Origin of the sequence: Finegoldia sp. BIOML-A4 (assembly GCF_009679635.1) — a bacterium.
Classification (GTDB): domain Bacteria; phylum Bacillota; class Clostridia; order Tissierellales; family Peptoniphilaceae; genus Finegoldia; species Finegoldia magna.
In genome coordinates this window covers 52,962-67,791 of record NZ_WKZC01000008.1, presented here as the reverse complement: position 1 = coordinate 67,791, position 14,830 = coordinate 52,962, and the positions used below count along the sequence as shown (strand labels likewise).

The following is a 14,830-nucleotide window of genomic DNA, read 5'->3' as shown; positions in this document are numbered from 1 at the left end:
TAGTTTACTATCATCATTTCATTTTGTCAAGTGTTTTGTAAAACTTTTTTTATTTTCGTTTTACATGCATTACTTTCTTTTAAGTAATTTAAAAAGCACTTAACTCAAAGTGCTTTTATATAATATCAATATAAAAGGTAATTGTCAAGTGCTTTGTAAGTTTACTTTATATTATTTTAAGAATGCGTGGTATGCTTTGCTTGTCATGTAGCAGTCAGCTTTTGATAATAATTCTACTGGTGCATGCATTGATAGCATAGCTGTTCCGATGTCAACTACTTCTGCTCCTTGGTTTGCAAGTATGAAGGCTATTGTTCCTCCACCACCTTGGTCTATTTTACCAAGTTCAGTTGTTTGCCACATTACTTTTTCTTCTTTGAATAATTGTCTTAATTCATTTAAGAATTCTGGGTTGGCATCATTTGAGCTGAATTTTCCACCGTGTCCTGTGAATTTTGCCAATGAAATTCCACATCCACTTAAAGCTGTGTTAGAATCTTCTGTTGCATCAGCATACAATGGATCAATAGCTGCAGTAACGTCTGCTGATAATACTTTTGAATTAGCCATGATTCTTCTCATTGTTAAATCACTGTAATTTTCATGTTGATTATTAGCTATTTCTGCAATCATGTTTCCCATGTATGGTGCATTCATTGATGTATTACCAACTGATCCTATTTCTTCTTTATCCACGAATAAAGCTACAGCTGTTCTCTTAGGATTTTCAACTTTAAGGATTGCTTCTAATGTTGCATAAGCACAAACTCTGTCGTCGTGACCGTGAGATGCAATCATTGCTCCGTCAAATCCAACGTCTCTTGCTTTAGTAGCTGGTACAATTTCTAGTTCTGCTACTTGGAAATCAGATTCTGTTATTCCATATTTTTCATTCAAATATTTTAATATACATTTTTTGATTGGGTTTTCTTTTTCATCTTTGAAGTTATAGCTATCATGACCAGCTATTATGGCTAATTTTTCACCCTCAATTGCCGCTCCCAATGTTTTTGAGTTCAAATCTTTGGATAAGTGAGCTAATAGTTCAGTGATGTAGAAAACTGGTTCGTCTTCTTTTTCGCCAATTTTGATTTCAACTTTTTTGCCTTCATTTGTGAAGATTACTCCGTGCATTGCCAATGGGATTGTAGTCCATTGATGTTTTTTGATTCCGCCATAGTAATGTGTCTTCATCATTAAGATGTTTTTATCTTCTGAAAATGGTATAGCTCTAACATCTAATCTTGGGCAATCTAAGTGTGAACCAACTATATTAAGTCCTTCATTTATATCATCACCAATAACTACTAATACGCATGATTTGTCCTTATTATTTATATAAATTTTATCGCCTTTTTTGATTTGTCCTTTTAACGCTTCATTCAATTCAACAAATCCGTGTTCTTTTGCTTGATTAACAATAAATTCTGTAGCTTCTCTTTCAGTTTTGCAACTATCTAAGAAGTTTTTGTATCTTTCGCCATAAGCGTAGATTTCATCGTGTTCTTTTTCATCTACAACTTCCCAGATACTTTTCTTTTCGTAATTCAATTCCATAAAATCACTCCATTTCTGTAACTTTTTCTATAGGTTGTCCTATAATTTTAGATCCATTAATTTTAAAATCAAATGGATTTTTTGTGACAAAATATTTTGTGTCACATATATTTTGATAGTTCCCGCAAATCTCATAAATATCTTCACTTAGTAAATCTGCAGGATCTACAAATGTAATATTATCTCCTGTATATTGTTTAAGGTATTCAATTAGAACAGGATAATGTGTACATCCCAAAACTATGGTGTCTGCTCCAAAATCTACAATAGGTTTCAAATATTCTTCGACTTTTTTCAAAATTTTCTCTTTATCTTTGCAGTTTTCTTCAACGAATCCTACAAAATCAAAACACGCAGATTGGCAAACTTCAATACCTTTTTGTTCTAATAATTTTTTATATAAACCATTGTCTACTGTAGCTTTAGTTGCTATTACTCCAACTTTTTTATTAGAAGTAGTTTTTAAAGCAGATTTAACACCGTATTCAACAACTCCAATTATATCAAATTTTGCAATTGATTTCATATAATCCAACGCAATTGATGTTAACGTATTACAAGCTACGACAAGTAAATCTATCTGTTGTTCATTGAAAAACCTCACAATATTCTCAGAAATCTTAAGCATTTGTTCTCTGGTTTTAGAACCGTAAGGGACATTAGCACTATCAGCAAAATATACATATTCCTTATTAGGCATAATCTTCTTAACTTTTTTGAATACAGTAAGCCCGCCCAAACCAGAATCCACGAATCCTATTTTGTTATAAGGTTTTTGTTTTGAATACATACTTATATTTGTCCTTTAATTTATTGTAGCAATTTTCAAAGTCGTTATAGTTTTCAAAAATACCAAAAACAGTTGGTCCTGATCCACTCATAAGTGCCAAATTCGCTCCCAATTCATATAACTGTTCTTTTATAATTGAGATTTCTTCTACTAATTTTTCTGATACACTTTCCATCGTGTTAAATGCTTTCCTATAAAAAGTTTCATAATCACGACTATCAATAGCAACGGAAACTTTACCAAGACCACCCTTTGACTCTTTCAAATTATCATACACATCTTTTGAAGATATACTCATTCCATTATTTACAATTATTATATTTTTATTAGAAAAATCAGATAATCTGACAAACTCGTTTCCTATTCCCTTTGCTCTTACACATTTTTTGTTCGTAAAATAGAAAGTATCCGCCCCTGTCGATCTACAGATTTCTTTGATTTCTTGATCAGAAAGATTAAGTGATAAATCATCATTCACAAACATCAAAAACTCACATGCATTGGAACTTCCTCCAGCAAGTCCTGCTGATATAGGGATTTGTTTGTCTACAAATACATCATAACCACAGTTAATGTCCCTGAATTTTTTCAAATTCTCAAATATTTTAAATATCAAATTAGTTTTATCAGTTGGAAAATCCGGATTATTAGAGCTTAAATTCAATTCGTAAGTACTGTTACGATTTATATCCATAATATCGTGAAGATCAATCAAATTCATAACTGTATCGATATTATGATATCCATCTTCTCTTAAACCAAGAACATCCAATGACAGATTTATCTTGGCATAGCTATTAATCTTCATCAAATACTCTTAAATCTTCTAATTTTTCAAAAAATACTATCTTTTCGCCATCAGTTATCATAGGAACACCTACTTTGTTATCCTTAACAATTGATTCAAATTCTTTTCTATTATCTCTATAAGTAAAAAATTCTTTGAGATTTTTCATAGAATCTGTAATATTGATTGCTTCATAATCAATATTGGCATTTTTTAAAATTTCGATTGCATCTACGCAATCTGGGCATTTTTCTGACATATATAATTTTAACTTCATATTACACCTCTATTAATAAATTATACTATTGTTTAAATGTTAAATCAAACTAAAAAAACGACCTTCCGGTCGTTTTTTAACATAATTCTAACTTTACTGTTGATGTAAGTATATCTGAGTAAGTATATGATATTGTTCTTTCTGAATCATATTCGTTAGTTATTTTTATTGTAAATAAACTTGGGAACACTTGGCTAATAGTTCCTTTATTAGTTACAATTTTATTTCGTCCTTTATCTGCCTCGACAATAACATCTTTTCCAATATTACTTCGCACTTGACTTCTAATCATGTTCAAATCGTTAATTTCCTTCACGTTATTCCTCCTAACAGATCGTCGTTAGTAGTATTATATCACTCTATCACTCTAAAGTCAAATTAAATAGAATATTTTACAGTAATATTAAAAATATGTCAATAGTTTTTATATATTTTTTAAATTCCTAATGCAATGTGTGCCATCTCAAAATAAATTAATAAACTCAAAGCATCAACTATTGTAGTAATCAAAGGACCTGCCATTATTGCTGGGTCTAGTTTTAGCTTTTTAGCAATTATAGGCAACATTCCACCTATTAATTTTGCAGTGACTATAGTAAATATCAAAGTCAAAGATACTACCAAACCAATTGGTACGCTAACTTTATCTACAATCATAGTTTTGATAAAACAAACTACGCTCATTACTACAGAAACTATCAAAGCAACTCTGAATTCTTTGAAGAAAACTTTAAGCCAATCTTTTGTACTGATTTCCCCAGTTGCTAATCCACGTATAATCAATGTCGATGATTGAGATCCTGAGTTTCCTCCAGTGTCCATTATCATCGGAATAAATGCTGTTAATATAATAGCTTGACCTAAAAGCGATTCATAATGAGTCATAATTGAACCTGTAAACGTCGCAGAAATCATCAGTATCAAAAGCCACGCAATACGTTTTTTTGCCAAATTAAACACGCTTTGATCCAAATATTCGTCTTCGTCTGGACTCATACCTGCCATGATTTGGAAGTCTTCTGTCGCCTCTTGTTCCATAACGTCCATGATGTCGTCAACTGTTATTATACCAGTAAGTCTTTTTTCATTGTCTACAACTGGAAGCACAACGAATCCGTATTTTTTGAACACATCTGCAACTGTTTCTTGGTCATCGTCAGTGTGAACGTAAATTACATCTTCGTCCATCAAATCTTCTATCAGTGTTTCAGGTTCATTTGTAACTATAGTTCTCAATGAAACAAATCCTAGTAAAGTTTTCTTTTCATTTGTTACAAAACATGTATAGACGGTCTGCTTATCTACTCCTGTCTTTTTTATAACTTCAAGAGCCTTTCTCACAGTATAATAAGATCTCAACTCAATATATTCTATTGTCATCAAAGATCCCGCTGAATCTTCTGGATAATTTAAGAATTGATTAATCAGATTTCTTTCGCTTTTATCCGTATGTCTGAGGACTTTTTTAACAATTCCAGCAGGCATTTCTTCGATTAAGTCAATCATATCGTCAAAATACAATTCATCGACTATGAATTTAACTTCTTTATCACTAAACGCCTCTAAAAGCCTTGTACGATGATCCTTTTCCATGTGAGAGAATACATCTATGCAATCATCTTTATTAAGTAATCTAAAAACTAACATTGCACTTTTTAAATCTAACGATTCTATATAATCTGTAATATCAACTGGGTTGTATTTTTGAATTTGATTTTTTAGTTTTAAATAATCTTTGTCTTCTAGATATTTGTTAAGCAAATCCATATCTATTTCATGACGTTCAAATTTTTCATCCATCATATTCCTCACCACCTATAATTCTATTTCTTATTAAATTATAACATACATACGCAAAATTTTTACTTGAATGAACTTAAAGCTTATATTATAATAAGAATATAAATGATGAAAGGGTGATTTTATGGAAATTACTAAAGATATGTTAATCGGAGATATTATTAGAAACAATCCAGATTCTGTAGAAGTTTTATTCAGAAACGGATTATCATGTATAGGTTGTCCAGCAAGCCAAATGGAAAGCTTAGAAGAAGCTTGTATGGTTCACGGACTAGATGTAAATTATCTATTAGAACAACTAAACAAAAACTAATATTTCGCCCGCTCACACAGCGGGCTTTTACATAAAAAAACTACCTGTCGTTTGACAAGTAGTTTTGTTTTTTATAAACCTAAAGCTTCTTTTAATTTTGCTTGGTCGAAGCCAACTATTTCTTCATCACCTATGATTGTAACAGGAACACCCATGTGACCTTTTTTCATAAGTTCTTTTCTAGCTTCTTGGTCTTGTGATATATTTTTTTCTGTATATTTTACGTTGTTTTCGTCCATATAATCTTTTGCAGCATGGCAATATTGGCATCCATCACTTGTATAAATTACTACATCTTTCATAAAAATACCTCCTTAAAAGTCTGTATTTTATATATACCCTTATTTGAAAATCCTAATCAATATCAGATAATTTTTTTACGATATTTTTATAATCTTCTAATGACAAATTCTCAGCCCTCAAATTTTCCTTAAGGTTCAAATCACCAAGAATATTCTTTAATTCATTCTTATCGACATTTACAAATCCACTTGTAAAACTGTTCAATATAGTTTTTCTTCTTTTGCTAAAACCAGATCTGATTAATTGTCTAAGAAGTTCTTGGTCGATATCTTCGTCCAGTTTTTTAAGTTTCATATTCACAACTGCACTGTCTACTTTTGGCTGTGGCATAAACACAGTCTTTGGTGCATTCAGAATTATTTTAGCATCACTATTTTGTTTTACAAATAAACTCAATGATGCATAATCCTTGCTTCCCACATCGGCGACCATTCTATTTGCCACTTCTTTTTGAACCATAACAGTTATTGAGTCAATAATATCCCTGTAATCAAACAAATGCTCAATTATTGGAGTTGTGATGTAATACGGAAGATTGGCAACAACTTTGAATTTCTTATCTCCATGGTTTAGTTTATTCAAATCAACCTTCAACACATCTTCATTTATAATTTGAAAATTGTCACGATCTCTAACAGTGTATCTCAAAACATCCATAAGTCTTGAATCAATTTCAATAGAATACAAGAATTTGCATTTATCTACAAGTCTTTCAGTTAAAGTTCCAAATCCCGGTCCTATCTCAATAACATAATCATCTTCGGTAATGCCTGAATAATCGACGATATTTTCAATCAAATTACCATCGATAAGAAAGTTTTGTCCCAAAGCTTTTGAAAACTTAAATCCAAATTTATCCAATATTTCTTTTATATAGGAAGGCTGGTGTAGTCTATAACTCATTTGTTAATCGCCTCCTCTAACTTTTCTCTTGAAATATTGTAATTGTTCAGCATTCTAAGAAAAGATTTTGCATTTCCGTAACCTATGTTTAAGATTTTGCCTACTTTTATTCTTAGGGATTTGGAGCCTTCTCCTACCAATTGGTAGTAAATCATATCATCCATTGTATATTCGTTTTTGGAATCTATCATTGATGGATGAGCGTTTTCTATGGCGATTTTAATATCTTCTTCTTTTGCATTTTCAATTCCGATATCCTCATCTTTGATACACAAATCTTGTGCTATAAATGCGTTTTTAGCGTTTGGAATAAAATCATTAATTCTTTTTCTGATTTTATTTCCTGCATAGTCTGGATCTGTTAGAATTATTATCCCTCTATCTTGGTCGATTTTTTTGAGTCTTTTGAGTAATTTGTCGCTAAAATAAATCCCACCAGTGCAAATCACTTCACAATCTAGTGCTCTTTTGACTCTTTGCTCATCGTCTCTTCCTTCGACAACTATTATTTCTTTTATCATAATTTACCATCCAAAAATATCATCAGCATTATTGCAAATGATTTGTGCCACTTCTTTTTCCGACATTTTTTTCAACAAACTAACCTCTTGTAAAACCAAATTCACATATTTTGGTTCATTTCTTTTCCCACGATATGGATGAGGCGTCAAATAAGGAGAATCTGTTTCTACTAAAATTTTATCGATAGGTAATCTCTCACAAGTTTCCTTGACATTTCTAGCATTCTTAAAAGTTACAACTCCACTAAATGAAATATAATATCCCAAATCAATAAATTTCATTGCCATTTCATAACTTCCAGAATAAGAGTGCATTATTCCTCTTACATTAGGATATCTCGCCAATATATCGTATGTGTCTTGGATTGCATCTCTTGTATGAATAATTACAGGCAAGTTTTTTCTTTCGGCGATTTGCATTTGTTTCTCAAATAGATATTTTTGCTTGTCCTTGTCGTGTTCATAATGATAATCCAGTCCAATTTCCCCGATAGCTTTGCATTTTGGATTATCAGCCAACTCTTCTATCCTAGAAATATCTTCATCCGTAAATCTGCTATCTTCTTCAGGGTGAATCCCCACAGCATTGTATAAGAAATCATACTTTTTTGACAATTCTATTGCTTTAATGGAGTTTTCTACATTGTCACTTGGAAGCATAGCTTTTACAACAGAATTAGATTGTAGGTTTTCAATTATTTTATCCCTATCAAAATCAAATTTCTCATCTGTCAAGTGACAATGTGTATCGTATATTACATAATCTCCCATTAAGATACAGTCGCTCCGTCTTCAAATTCTGAGTCAAGTAGACTTGCCATAGTCAATTTATCGCCTTTACTTGCAGCAAGAAGCATACCTTGAGATTCTACGCCTCTCAATTTAACAGGCTTCAAATTGTACACAACAATAACCTTCTTACCTATCAAATCATCTGGTTCGTACCAGTTTTTAATCCCAGAAACTATTTGTCTTGTTTCTTCTCCGATTTTAACCTTGAAAACCAAAAGTTTATCGGCATCTGGATGTTGATTTGCTTCTACAATTTGTCCAACCCTCAAATCAAGCTTGTCAAAATCATCTATAGTTATTTCTTCTTTTTTCTTAGATTTCTTTGATTTTTTCTTAGATTCTTTAGGAGCTTCTTCTTTGTTATTGTCTCTTAATTCAGAAACTTTTTTACCAGTTCTTTCTTCGATTAATTTGTCGTTAACTTCGTTCAATCGTTCAGTTTCTTTCTTGATGTCTAATCTATTGAACAAGTTTTCTCCTCTTTGAACCTTAGTTCCAAAGACAGTTTTACCAAACACTTTTCCATCTTCCCATTTGATTTCAGAAAGACCGATTTGTTCTTTGATTTTTTCGCTAGTTTCTGTGATAAATGGAGAAGTTAAAATACAGATAACTCTTATCGCATCCATCAAATTATACAAAACAGTCTTCAATCTTTCTGGATCTTCTTTAATCAAAATCCAAGGAGTAGTTTCATCGATGTATTTGTTGGCTCTTCTAACAACTTTCCAAATTTCTTCAAGCGCATTTGAAAAATCAAGTTCTTCCAATAACTCTTCAACTTTTCCTTGGCATCCTTCGACTACAGATATTAAACTCTTGTCAATATCGTTGTTGTCATTTGGTTGTGGGATAACACCATCAAAATATTTTTCAACCATTGAAACTGATCTACTTACAAGATTGCCCAAATCATTTACCAAATCTGAATTAAATCTGTTCATAAATCTTTCTGTCGTAAAGTTACCATCATTACCAAAAGTAAAATCTCTTAAAATGTAGTATTTCAAAGCATCTACACCGTACAAATCGATAATTGGCTCTGGATAGTATACATTTCCCTTTGATTTACTCATCTTATCTTCATTGAATAAAATCCATCCATGAGCGAAAACTCTCTTTGGCAATGGCAAATCCAAAGCCATCAACAACGCTGGCCAAATAATTGTGTGGAACCTTACAATTTCTTTTCCAACCAAGTGAATATCACATGGCCAGAATTTATTGAATAATTCTTCATCTTGTCCATATCCAATCCCTGTCAAATAACAGCTAAGCGCATCAATCCACACGTAAATAATATGCTTATCATCAAATGGAACCTTAACTCCCCAGTCAAAGCTTGTACGAGATACGGATAAATCTTCCAATTCACCACTTAAAAAGTTATTCACCATTTCGTTCTTACGAGATTCTGGCTTCAAGAAATCTGGGTTGTCTTTGTACAATTGTAAAATTCTATCTTTGTATTTTGATAATCTGAAAAAGTACGATTCTTCTTCGTGATAATGAACATCACGTCCACAATCTGGACACTTTCCATCCTTTAGTTGTGATTCTGTCCAAAAAGCTTCACAATCGACACAATAATGTCCCTTGTAAGTAGACTTGTAAATATCTCCCTTATCGTATAATTTTTGAAAAATTTCTTGAACATTTTTTTCGTGAGCCTTGTCTGTACTTCTGACAAAACTATCTATGTCTATGTCTAGTTTTTTCCACAAATCCTTGGCACTTTGTACAATTGGATCGATATAATTTAATGGATTATCACCCATATTTTTTTCTTTTGCTTTTTCATACAACTTTTGACCGTGTTCATCAGTACCTGTAGTCAAGAACACATCGTAGCCTTGGATTTTTTTGAATTTCTTCAAAGTATCCGCAATGATTGTTGTATAAGTATGACCCAAATGTAAATTACTACTTGGATAATAGATCGGAGTAGTAATATAATATGATTTCTTTTCTTCTGACATAATTTCCCTCCTAAATAAAACTACAATAAAATAAAAAATCCCTTATATGACATACATCATATAAGGGCGAAAATCCGCGTTACCACCTTAATTTTAGAATATAAAATATTCTCTCATTGTTTGGCACTTTAATGCCTAGCATTTGATAACGGATGCTCCCGGAAAAATTTAAAAGCATAAGCTATTCAACTTTTCAAACTCAAAGACCATATTCTGCAATAATCTAATATCCTATTCCACCAAACTAAGACTCTCTTTAAAAAAAATTATTACATACTCATCTCATCATAGTCATTTTATCAATATATTAAAATAATATCATAAACAAATGATTTGTCAAGCAATCAAAAAGAGAGGCTATTATACATAACCTCTCCATAAATTTATCGACTATTTTAATTCGATAGTAGCTCCAACTTCTTCAAGTTTAGCTTTTAATTCTTCAGCTTCTTCTTTAGAAGCGCCTTCTTTAATTGCTTTAGGAGCTTCGTCTACGATAGCTTTAGCATCTTTTAATCCTAATCCAGTTAAGTCTTTAACTGCTTTGATAACTTTCATCTTAGCGTCACCAACTGATGCTAAAATTACATCAAATTCTGATTTTTCTTCTGCTGCTGCTCCACCTGCTGCTGGTGCTGCACCTGCTGCTGCTACAGGAGCTGCTGCTGATACTCCAAATTTTTCTTCTGCTTTTTCTACTAATTCATTTAATTCAAGAACAGTTAAGCCTTCAACTGCTTCTAAGATTTCATCTATTGACATTTTTTACCTCCAAATTTTATTTTAATTAATTATTCTTCTACTGTTTCAGTAGTTTCGTTTGATTCAGCTTCTTCTGAACCTTCAGCTTTTGATTTAGCAATAGCATCTGCTAAATATACAAATTTTGATACTGGAGCTTTGAAGCTTCCAAGCATTTTTGTAAGAAGAACTTCTCTTGAAGGGATAGATGCGATTTTCTTCACACCTTCAACATCTAAGAATTTGTCTCCTAAATAACCTGCTTTAATTTCTAAATTTTCGTGATCTGACGCGAATTCTTTAGCTATTCTAGCTGCAGCGATTGGATCATCCATACTGAATGCAACCGCGTTAGGACCAGATAAGTAATCTAAGAATCCATCAAATCCCAATTCTTTAAAAGCAAAATTCATCATTGTGTTTTTGTATACTTTGAATAATACATTTTCATTTCTGAATTTTTCTCTTAATTCTGTTGCTTCGCTAACATCTAATCCTCTATAATCAACGATAACCATTGATTTAGCATCATTAATGTGTCCTTTAATTTCATCAACAACAGCTTTCTTTTGATTTAAAACGTGTTCTTTCATTATTTCACCTCCATGAAAAAGGCTACACTAAAAAAGTCTTTCCATCCAAAGACAGAAAGACTGATAAACTCATATCTTATGCTCCTCTGTAGGATGATTAAACTTTAATAGTCCCTACTGTCTTCGGTAGCCCAAATTAATTACTTAATTATTATATCATATTCTATAAATATGTCAACACTTTTTTATTATTTTTCTTCAATAATACAGATGTTTTTATCTTTCAATTTCTTTTCCTTATATCTGTACAATAATTCATAAATTGTAGCAAATATCGGAACAAAAATAAGCATTCCAACAATACCGCTTAATGCTGCACCTATAGTAACCGCAACTAGTACCCAAATAGATGGTAGCCCTACAGATGATCCCACGATTCTAGGATAAGTTACATTACCATCAAATTGTTGAAGTACAATTATGAAAATCACAAACATAATAGCTTTTGAAAAAGATTCGATTAAGATAATCAAAGCTCCCAATGCAGCTCCTAAAATAGCTCCAACCAATGGAATTAATGCTCCAAAACCAATTAGCACACTAACAGTTGCAGCGTTTGGCATTTTGAGTAGATACATTCCTATAAAGCACATAAATCCAAGCATAAACGCTTCGATAAATTGACCTTTGAAAAAAGAATAAAATTTTTCGTAAGCCACCTTAAAGAAAATTAAAATCTTGTTTGCAGTTTTTCCACTAAAGAAAACATAAGCCAATTCTGTAAATTGTCTTCTCAAAGTTTCTTTTGAAAATAATAAATAAATAGCAAATGTGAACGACACTACAAAACTAAGTACAACAGAAAACACTGTGCTAATTCCAAAAAACACATTGTTCAATATATCCAATCCATTTTTGGTTAAGTAAGGTTTCAATTTTACAACCAAATCATGAGTATTTGTGATAGCGTATGTGTCGTAAATTTTATCTAATTGTTTTGCAACCTCTGGATATTTTCTTAGCTTTTCAACCAATACCGGAATCCCTTGGATTAGTGATTTAATAGCTTCAAAAAAATTAGGAATTATAAGTATCACTACAAATGCTATTATTGCACTAACTATTACTAAACTTATTAACAGGGATATTGCTCTTTTTAGACCCGGTTTCGAAGTCCATTTTTTAAAAACTTTATTCTCAATAAAATTCATAGGCATATTTAGGACAAAAGCTAATGCCGCACCAATAATAAATGGGGATATAATCGCCATAAAAGTGCCCAATGCATTTCCTATAGATTTCCCATTGAACAAAAGATATGCCAAAATAACTGGAACAATTAATATAATTATCCCTATTTGAATTTTCTTTTTATCTTCTTTTAATAATTTCATTTTTCCCTCTGTATTTAAGAAAAGCCACCTTAACGGTGGCTAATAAATTCTTGTTTATATTATTCTTTTGCAAATTGTAATGGATTAACCTTGATTCCAGGGCCCATTGTTGAAGCAATTGTTAAAGATCTAATATATTTACCTTTTGATGAAGCTGGTTTTGCTTTCAATATTGCTTGCATTAACGCATTGATGTTTTCAGCAATTTTTTCTTCTCCGAAAGAAACTTTACCAACTGGAACGTGAATAATATTGCTCTTGTCAGTTCTATATTCAACTTTACCAGCTTTGATTTCTTTGATTGCACTTGTAACATCCATAGTTACTGTACCAGCTTTAGGGTTTGGCATTAAACCTTGAGGTCCTAAGATTCTACCAATTCTACCTACTACACCCATCATGTCTGGAGTAGCTACTGCAACATCAAATCCTAACCAACCTTCTTTTTGAATTTTTTCTGCTAAATCTTCTGCTCCTACAAAATCTGCTCCTGCAGCTTTTGCTTCTTCAGCTTTTTCACCTTTTGCAAATACAGCTACCTTTTGGTCTTTACCTGTACCATGAGGAAGTACGATAGTACCACGAACTTGTTGGTCAGCGTGTCTACTATCTACACCTAATTTTGCGTGTAATTCTACTGATTCGTCAAATTTAGCTTTAGCAGTTTCAACAACTAATTTACTTGCTTCGTCTAATTTATATTCAACTGTTCTATCAATTAATTTTGCACTTTCTTGATATTTTTTACCTTTTTTTGCCATATAATCCTCCTTGTGGTTCTAACGAACTAAATCTCCCACTATTCTTCTACTGTAACTCCCATACTTCTTGCTGTACCTTTAATCATACTCATAGCAGATTCTAAGTTTGCTGCATTTAAGTCAGGCATTTTAATTTCAGCAATTTTCTTAACTTGTTCTTTAGTTAATTGTCCAACTTTAGTTTTATTAGGTTCTCCTGAAGCAGAATTTAATCCTAATTCTTTTTTAATAAGAACTGGTGCTGGTGGAGTTTTTGTTATAAATGTGAATGATCTGTCTTGGTATACAGTCATAACAACTGGAATAATCATTCCCATTTGGTCTTGAGTTTTTGCGTTAAACTCTTTTGTAAATTGCATTATATTAACACCGTGAGGTCCAAGTGCTGTACCTACTGGTGGTGCAGGTGTTGCTTTACCTGCAGGAATTTGTAACTTTACTATTGCTTGTACTTTTTTAGCCATATTAGTTCCTCCTTAAACTATTGTGGTTATCGGGGCTAACCTCCCACATCGATCTATATGAAATTAATTAAATAACTTATATTCAAATTTATATTTTTTCGATATCATCAAAGCTAATTTCAACAGATGTGTCTCTGCCGAACAAGGAAATTAAAACTTTACAGATAGCTTTTTCAGTATTTATTTCTTCAATAATACCTACTTGATCGCTAAATGCTCCAGAAACAATATTCACATTGTCTCCTACATTAACATCAATTTCTTTTTTAGAGTAAGATTGATTTTTAAGAGCGAATTTTTGGATTTCCTTTTCACTAACTGCTACAGGTTTGGATTCTGGTCCTACAAATCCTGTAACACCTCTGGTATTTCTAACTAAATACCATGAGACATCGGTAATTGTCATCTTAACGAAAACATAACCGGGGAAGATCTTTCTTTCTTTTAACTTTTTAGCTCCACCGACCTCTGAAACATATTCTTCAGTAGGTACTACTACTTCAAATATATCGTCGATATAACCACGATTTTCTACCATTTTTTCAATATTAACTTTTACTTTACCTTCGTGTCCAGAGTAAGTATGTACTACATACCATTTTCCCTCTTTGGCACGTTCCTTAAAATCTTCAGTTGCATTTTCAATAAATGTGTTATTTTTTTCGGTCATTGTGGATACTGTTCCTTTCTAAATAAATAGTCCAATTAAACGTTGGAACACAGTATCTAATCCGTATACGATTAATGCAACTATAAAGGAAATTATAACTACTACGATTGAGTATTCTAAAGTTTCCTTTGGTGTCGGCCAGACAATTTTATTCCATTCAGTCTTCACGCCTTTCAAAAATCCTTGATTTTTTTGGGCTGATTTTTGATTAGAATTTTGCGTATTTTTCGCTGCCATAAGCTCCT

Annotated in this window: 19 protein-coding genes and 2 other annotated features; of the genes, 1 reads left to right on the top strand and 18 read right to left on the bottom strand. The window is 31.9% G+C overall.

Features of this window, described 5'->3' with window-relative positions:
* Window positions 1-171: 171 nt before the first annotated feature.
* The 6 genes from GKG01_RS07060 to mgtE form a co-directional block, all read right to left on the bottom strand.
* Window positions 172-1,557, bottom strand: a complete 1,386-nt coding sequence (locus GKG01_RS07060) for an aminopeptidase (protein WP_154271933.1) — start codon at window positions 1,555-1,557, stop codon at window positions 172-174.
* A 4-nt stretch (window positions 1,558-1,561) separates the two neighbouring features.
* On the bottom strand, window positions 1,562-2,347 hold the full coding sequence (murI, locus tag GKG01_RS07055; protein WP_154271932.1) for a glutamate racemase: 786 nt from the start codon (window positions 2,345-2,347) through the stop codon (window positions 1,562-1,564).
* A complete protein-coding gene (gene ispE / locus GKG01_RS07050; protein WP_154271931.1) occupies window positions 2,322-3,155 on the bottom strand; it encodes a 4-(cytidine 5'-diphospho)-2-C-methyl-D-erythritol kinase in 834 nt (277 codons plus the stop codon). Before ispE ends, murI begins: the two co-directional genes overlap by 26 nt.
* Window positions 3,145-3,411 (bottom strand): glutaredoxin domain-containing protein, encoded by a 267-nt coding sequence (locus tag GKG01_RS07045; protein WP_154271930.1) that lies wholly within the window; start codon window positions 3,409-3,411, stop codon window positions 3,145-3,147. The genes ispE and GKG01_RS07045 overlap by 11 nt, the downstream gene beginning before the upstream one ends.
* 76 nt (window positions 3,412-3,487) lie before the next feature.
* Window positions 3,488-3,727 carry a Veg family protein gene (locus GKG01_RS07040; protein WP_002835303.1) on the bottom strand — a complete coding sequence of 80 codons (240 nt, stop codon included), beginning with the start codon at window positions 3,725-3,727 and terminating at the stop codon, window positions 3,488-3,490.
* A gap of 119 nt (window positions 3,728-3,846) precedes the next feature.
* A complete protein-coding gene (gene mgtE / locus GKG01_RS07035; protein WP_154271929.1) occupies window positions 3,847-5,214 on the bottom strand; it encodes a magnesium transporter in 1,368 nt (455 codons plus the stop codon).
* Between the two features lie 121 nt (window positions 5,215-5,335).
* Between mgtE and GKG01_RS07030 the strand changes: the two genes are divergently transcribed.
* On the top strand, window positions 5,336-5,524 hold the full coding sequence (locus GKG01_RS07030) for a DUF1858 domain-containing protein (protein ID WP_094205480.1): 189 nt from the start codon (window positions 5,336-5,338) through the stop codon (window positions 5,522-5,524).
* Between the two features lie 71 nt (window positions 5,525-5,595).
* Here GKG01_RS07030 and GKG01_RS07025 read toward each other — a convergent pair whose 3' ends face one another.
* The 12 genes from GKG01_RS07025 to secE form a co-directional block, all read right to left on the bottom strand.
* Window positions 5,596-5,826, bottom strand: coding sequence for a glutaredoxin family protein (locus GKG01_RS07025; RefSeq protein ID WP_002838618.1), 231 nt, complete (start codon window positions 5,824-5,826; stop codon window positions 5,596-5,598).
* A 52-nt stretch (window positions 5,827-5,878) separates the two neighbouring features.
* The gene (gene rsmA, locus GKG01_RS07020) at window positions 5,879-6,730 is read right to left on the bottom strand and encodes a 16S rRNA (adenine(1518)-N(6)/adenine(1519)-N(6))-dimethyltransferase RsmA (protein ID WP_154271928.1); all 852 of its coding nucleotides are present in this window, start codon (window positions 6,728-6,730) and stop codon (window positions 5,879-5,881) included.
* Window positions 6,727-7,251 carry a ribonuclease M5 gene (rnmV, locus tag GKG01_RS07015; RefSeq protein ID WP_154271927.1) on the bottom strand — a complete coding sequence of 175 codons (525 nt, stop codon included), beginning with the start codon at window positions 7,249-7,251 and terminating at the stop codon, window positions 6,727-6,729. Before rnmV ends, rsmA begins: the two co-directional genes overlap by 4 nt.
* A 3-nt stretch (window positions 7,252-7,254) precedes the next feature.
* Window positions 7,255-8,022 carry a TatD family hydrolase gene (locus GKG01_RS07010; protein ID WP_154271926.1) on the bottom strand — a complete coding sequence of 256 codons (768 nt, stop codon included), beginning with the start codon at window positions 8,020-8,022 and terminating at the stop codon, window positions 7,255-7,257.
* Complete coding sequence (gene metG, locus GKG01_RS07005; protein ID WP_154271925.1) at window positions 8,022-10,022, bottom strand: methionine--tRNA ligase; 2,001 nt, start codon at window positions 10,020-10,022, stop codon at window positions 8,022-8,024. Before metG ends, GKG01_RS07010 begins: the two co-directional genes overlap by 1 nt.
* Window positions 10,023-10,081: 59 nt before the next feature.
* Window positions 10,082-10,320: a binding site (T-box leader), on the bottom strand.
* Window positions 10,321-10,412: 92 nt separating this feature from the next.
* The gene (gene rplL / locus GKG01_RS07000; RefSeq protein ID WP_094205474.1) at window positions 10,413-10,784 is read right to left on the bottom strand and encodes a 50S ribosomal protein L7/L12; all 372 of its coding nucleotides are present in this window, start codon (window positions 10,782-10,784) and stop codon (window positions 10,413-10,415) included.
* A gap of 29 nt (window positions 10,785-10,813) precedes the next feature.
* Window positions 10,814-11,356 (bottom strand): 50S ribosomal protein L10, encoded by a 543-nt coding sequence (rplJ, locus tag GKG01_RS06995; RefSeq protein WP_154271924.1) that lies wholly within the window; start codon window positions 11,354-11,356, stop codon window positions 10,814-10,816.
* A gap of 20 nt (window positions 11,357-11,376) precedes the next feature.
* Window positions 11,377-11,501, bottom strand: a sequence feature (ribosomal protein L10 leader region).
* Window positions 11,502-11,544: 43 nt separating this feature from the next.
* Window positions 11,545-12,690 carry an AI-2E family transporter gene (locus tag GKG01_RS06990; RefSeq protein ID WP_094206964.1) on the bottom strand — a complete coding sequence of 382 codons (1,146 nt, stop codon included), beginning with the start codon at window positions 12,688-12,690 and terminating at the stop codon, window positions 11,545-11,547.
* Between the two features lie 59 nt (window positions 12,691-12,749).
* A complete protein-coding gene (gene rplA, locus GKG01_RS06985) occupies window positions 12,750-13,451 on the bottom strand; it encodes a 50S ribosomal protein L1 (protein ID WP_002838605.1) in 702 nt (233 codons plus the stop codon).
* Between the two features lie 38 nt (window positions 13,452-13,489).
* Window positions 13,490-13,915, bottom strand: coding sequence for a 50S ribosomal protein L11 (gene rplK, locus GKG01_RS06980; RefSeq protein ID WP_002835316.1), 426 nt, complete (start codon window positions 13,913-13,915; stop codon window positions 13,490-13,492).
* Between the two features lie 88 nt (window positions 13,916-14,003).
* Entirely contained in the window at window positions 14,004-14,585 is a 582-nt protein-coding gene (gene nusG / locus GKG01_RS06975) for a transcription termination/antitermination protein NusG (RefSeq protein ID WP_002838609.1), read from the bottom strand.
* An 18-nt stretch (window positions 14,586-14,603) separates the two neighbouring features.
* On the bottom strand, window positions 14,604-14,822 hold the full coding sequence (secE, locus tag GKG01_RS06970) for a preprotein translocase subunit SecE (RefSeq protein ID WP_094205471.1): 219 nt from the start codon (window positions 14,820-14,822) through the stop codon (window positions 14,604-14,606).
* Between the last annotated feature and the right edge of the window lie 8 nt (window positions 14,823-14,830).

Coding starts and splice junctions, on each gene's coding strand:
- GKG01_RS07060 (WP_154271933.1), bottom strand. CDS start 1,557: ATGGAATTGAATTACGAAAAGAAAAGTATCTGGGAAGTTGTAGATGAA.
- murI (WP_154271932.1), bottom strand. CDS start 2,347: ATGTATTCAAAACAAAAACCTTATAACAAAATAGGATTCGTGGATTCT.
- ispE (WP_154271931.1), bottom strand. CDS start 3,155: ATGAAGATTAATAGCTATGCCAAGATAAATCTGTCATTGGATGTTCTT.
- GKG01_RS07045 (WP_154271930.1), bottom strand. CDS start 3,411: ATGAAGTTAAAATTATATATGTCAGAAAAATGCCCAGATTGCGTAGAT.
- mgtE (WP_154271929.1), bottom strand. CDS start 5,214: ATGATGGATGAAAAATTTGAACGTCATGAAATAGATATGGATTTGCTT.
- GKG01_RS07030 (WP_094205480.1), top strand. CDS start 5,336: ATGGAAATTACTAAAGATATGTTAATCGGAGATATTATTAGAAACAAT.
- GKG01_RS07025 (WP_002838618.1), bottom strand. CDS start 5,826: ATGAAAGATGTAGTAATTTATACAAGTGATGGATGCCAATATTGCCAT.
- rsmA (WP_154271928.1), bottom strand. CDS start 6,730: ATGAGTTATAGACTACACCAGCCTTCCTATATAAAAGAAATATTGGAT.
- rnmV (WP_154271927.1), bottom strand. CDS start 7,251: ATGATAAAAGAAATAATAGTTGTCGAAGGAAGAGACGATGAGCAAAGA.
- GKG01_RS07010 (WP_154271926.1), bottom strand. CDS start 8,022: ATGGGAGATTATGTAATATACGATACACATTGTCACTTGACAGATGAG.
- metG (WP_154271925.1), bottom strand. CDS start 10,022: ATGTCAGAAGAAAAGAAATCATATTATATTACTACTCCGATCTATTAT.
- rplL (WP_094205474.1), bottom strand. CDS start 10,784: ATGTCAATAGATGAAATCTTAGAAGCAGTTGAAGGCTTAACTGTTCTT.
- rplJ (WP_154271924.1), bottom strand. CDS start 11,356: ATGAAAGAACACGTTTTAAATCAAAAGAAAGCTGTTGTTGATGAAATT.
- GKG01_RS06990 (WP_094206964.1), bottom strand. CDS start 12,690: ATGAAATTATTAAAAGAAGATAAAAAGAAAATTCAAATAGGGATAATT.
- rplA (WP_002838605.1), bottom strand. CDS start 13,451: ATGGCAAAAAAAGGTAAAAAATATCAAGAAAGTGCAAAATTAATTGAT.
- rplK (WP_002835316.1), bottom strand. CDS start 13,915: ATGGCTAAAAAAGTACAAGCAATAGTAAAGTTACAAATTCCTGCAGGT.
- nusG (WP_002838609.1), bottom strand. CDS start 14,585: ATGACCGAAAAAAATAACACATTTATTGAAAATGCAACTGAAGATTTT.
- secE (WP_094205471.1), bottom strand. CDS start 14,822: ATGGCAGCGAAAAATACGCAAAATTCTAATCAAAAATCAGCCCAAAAA.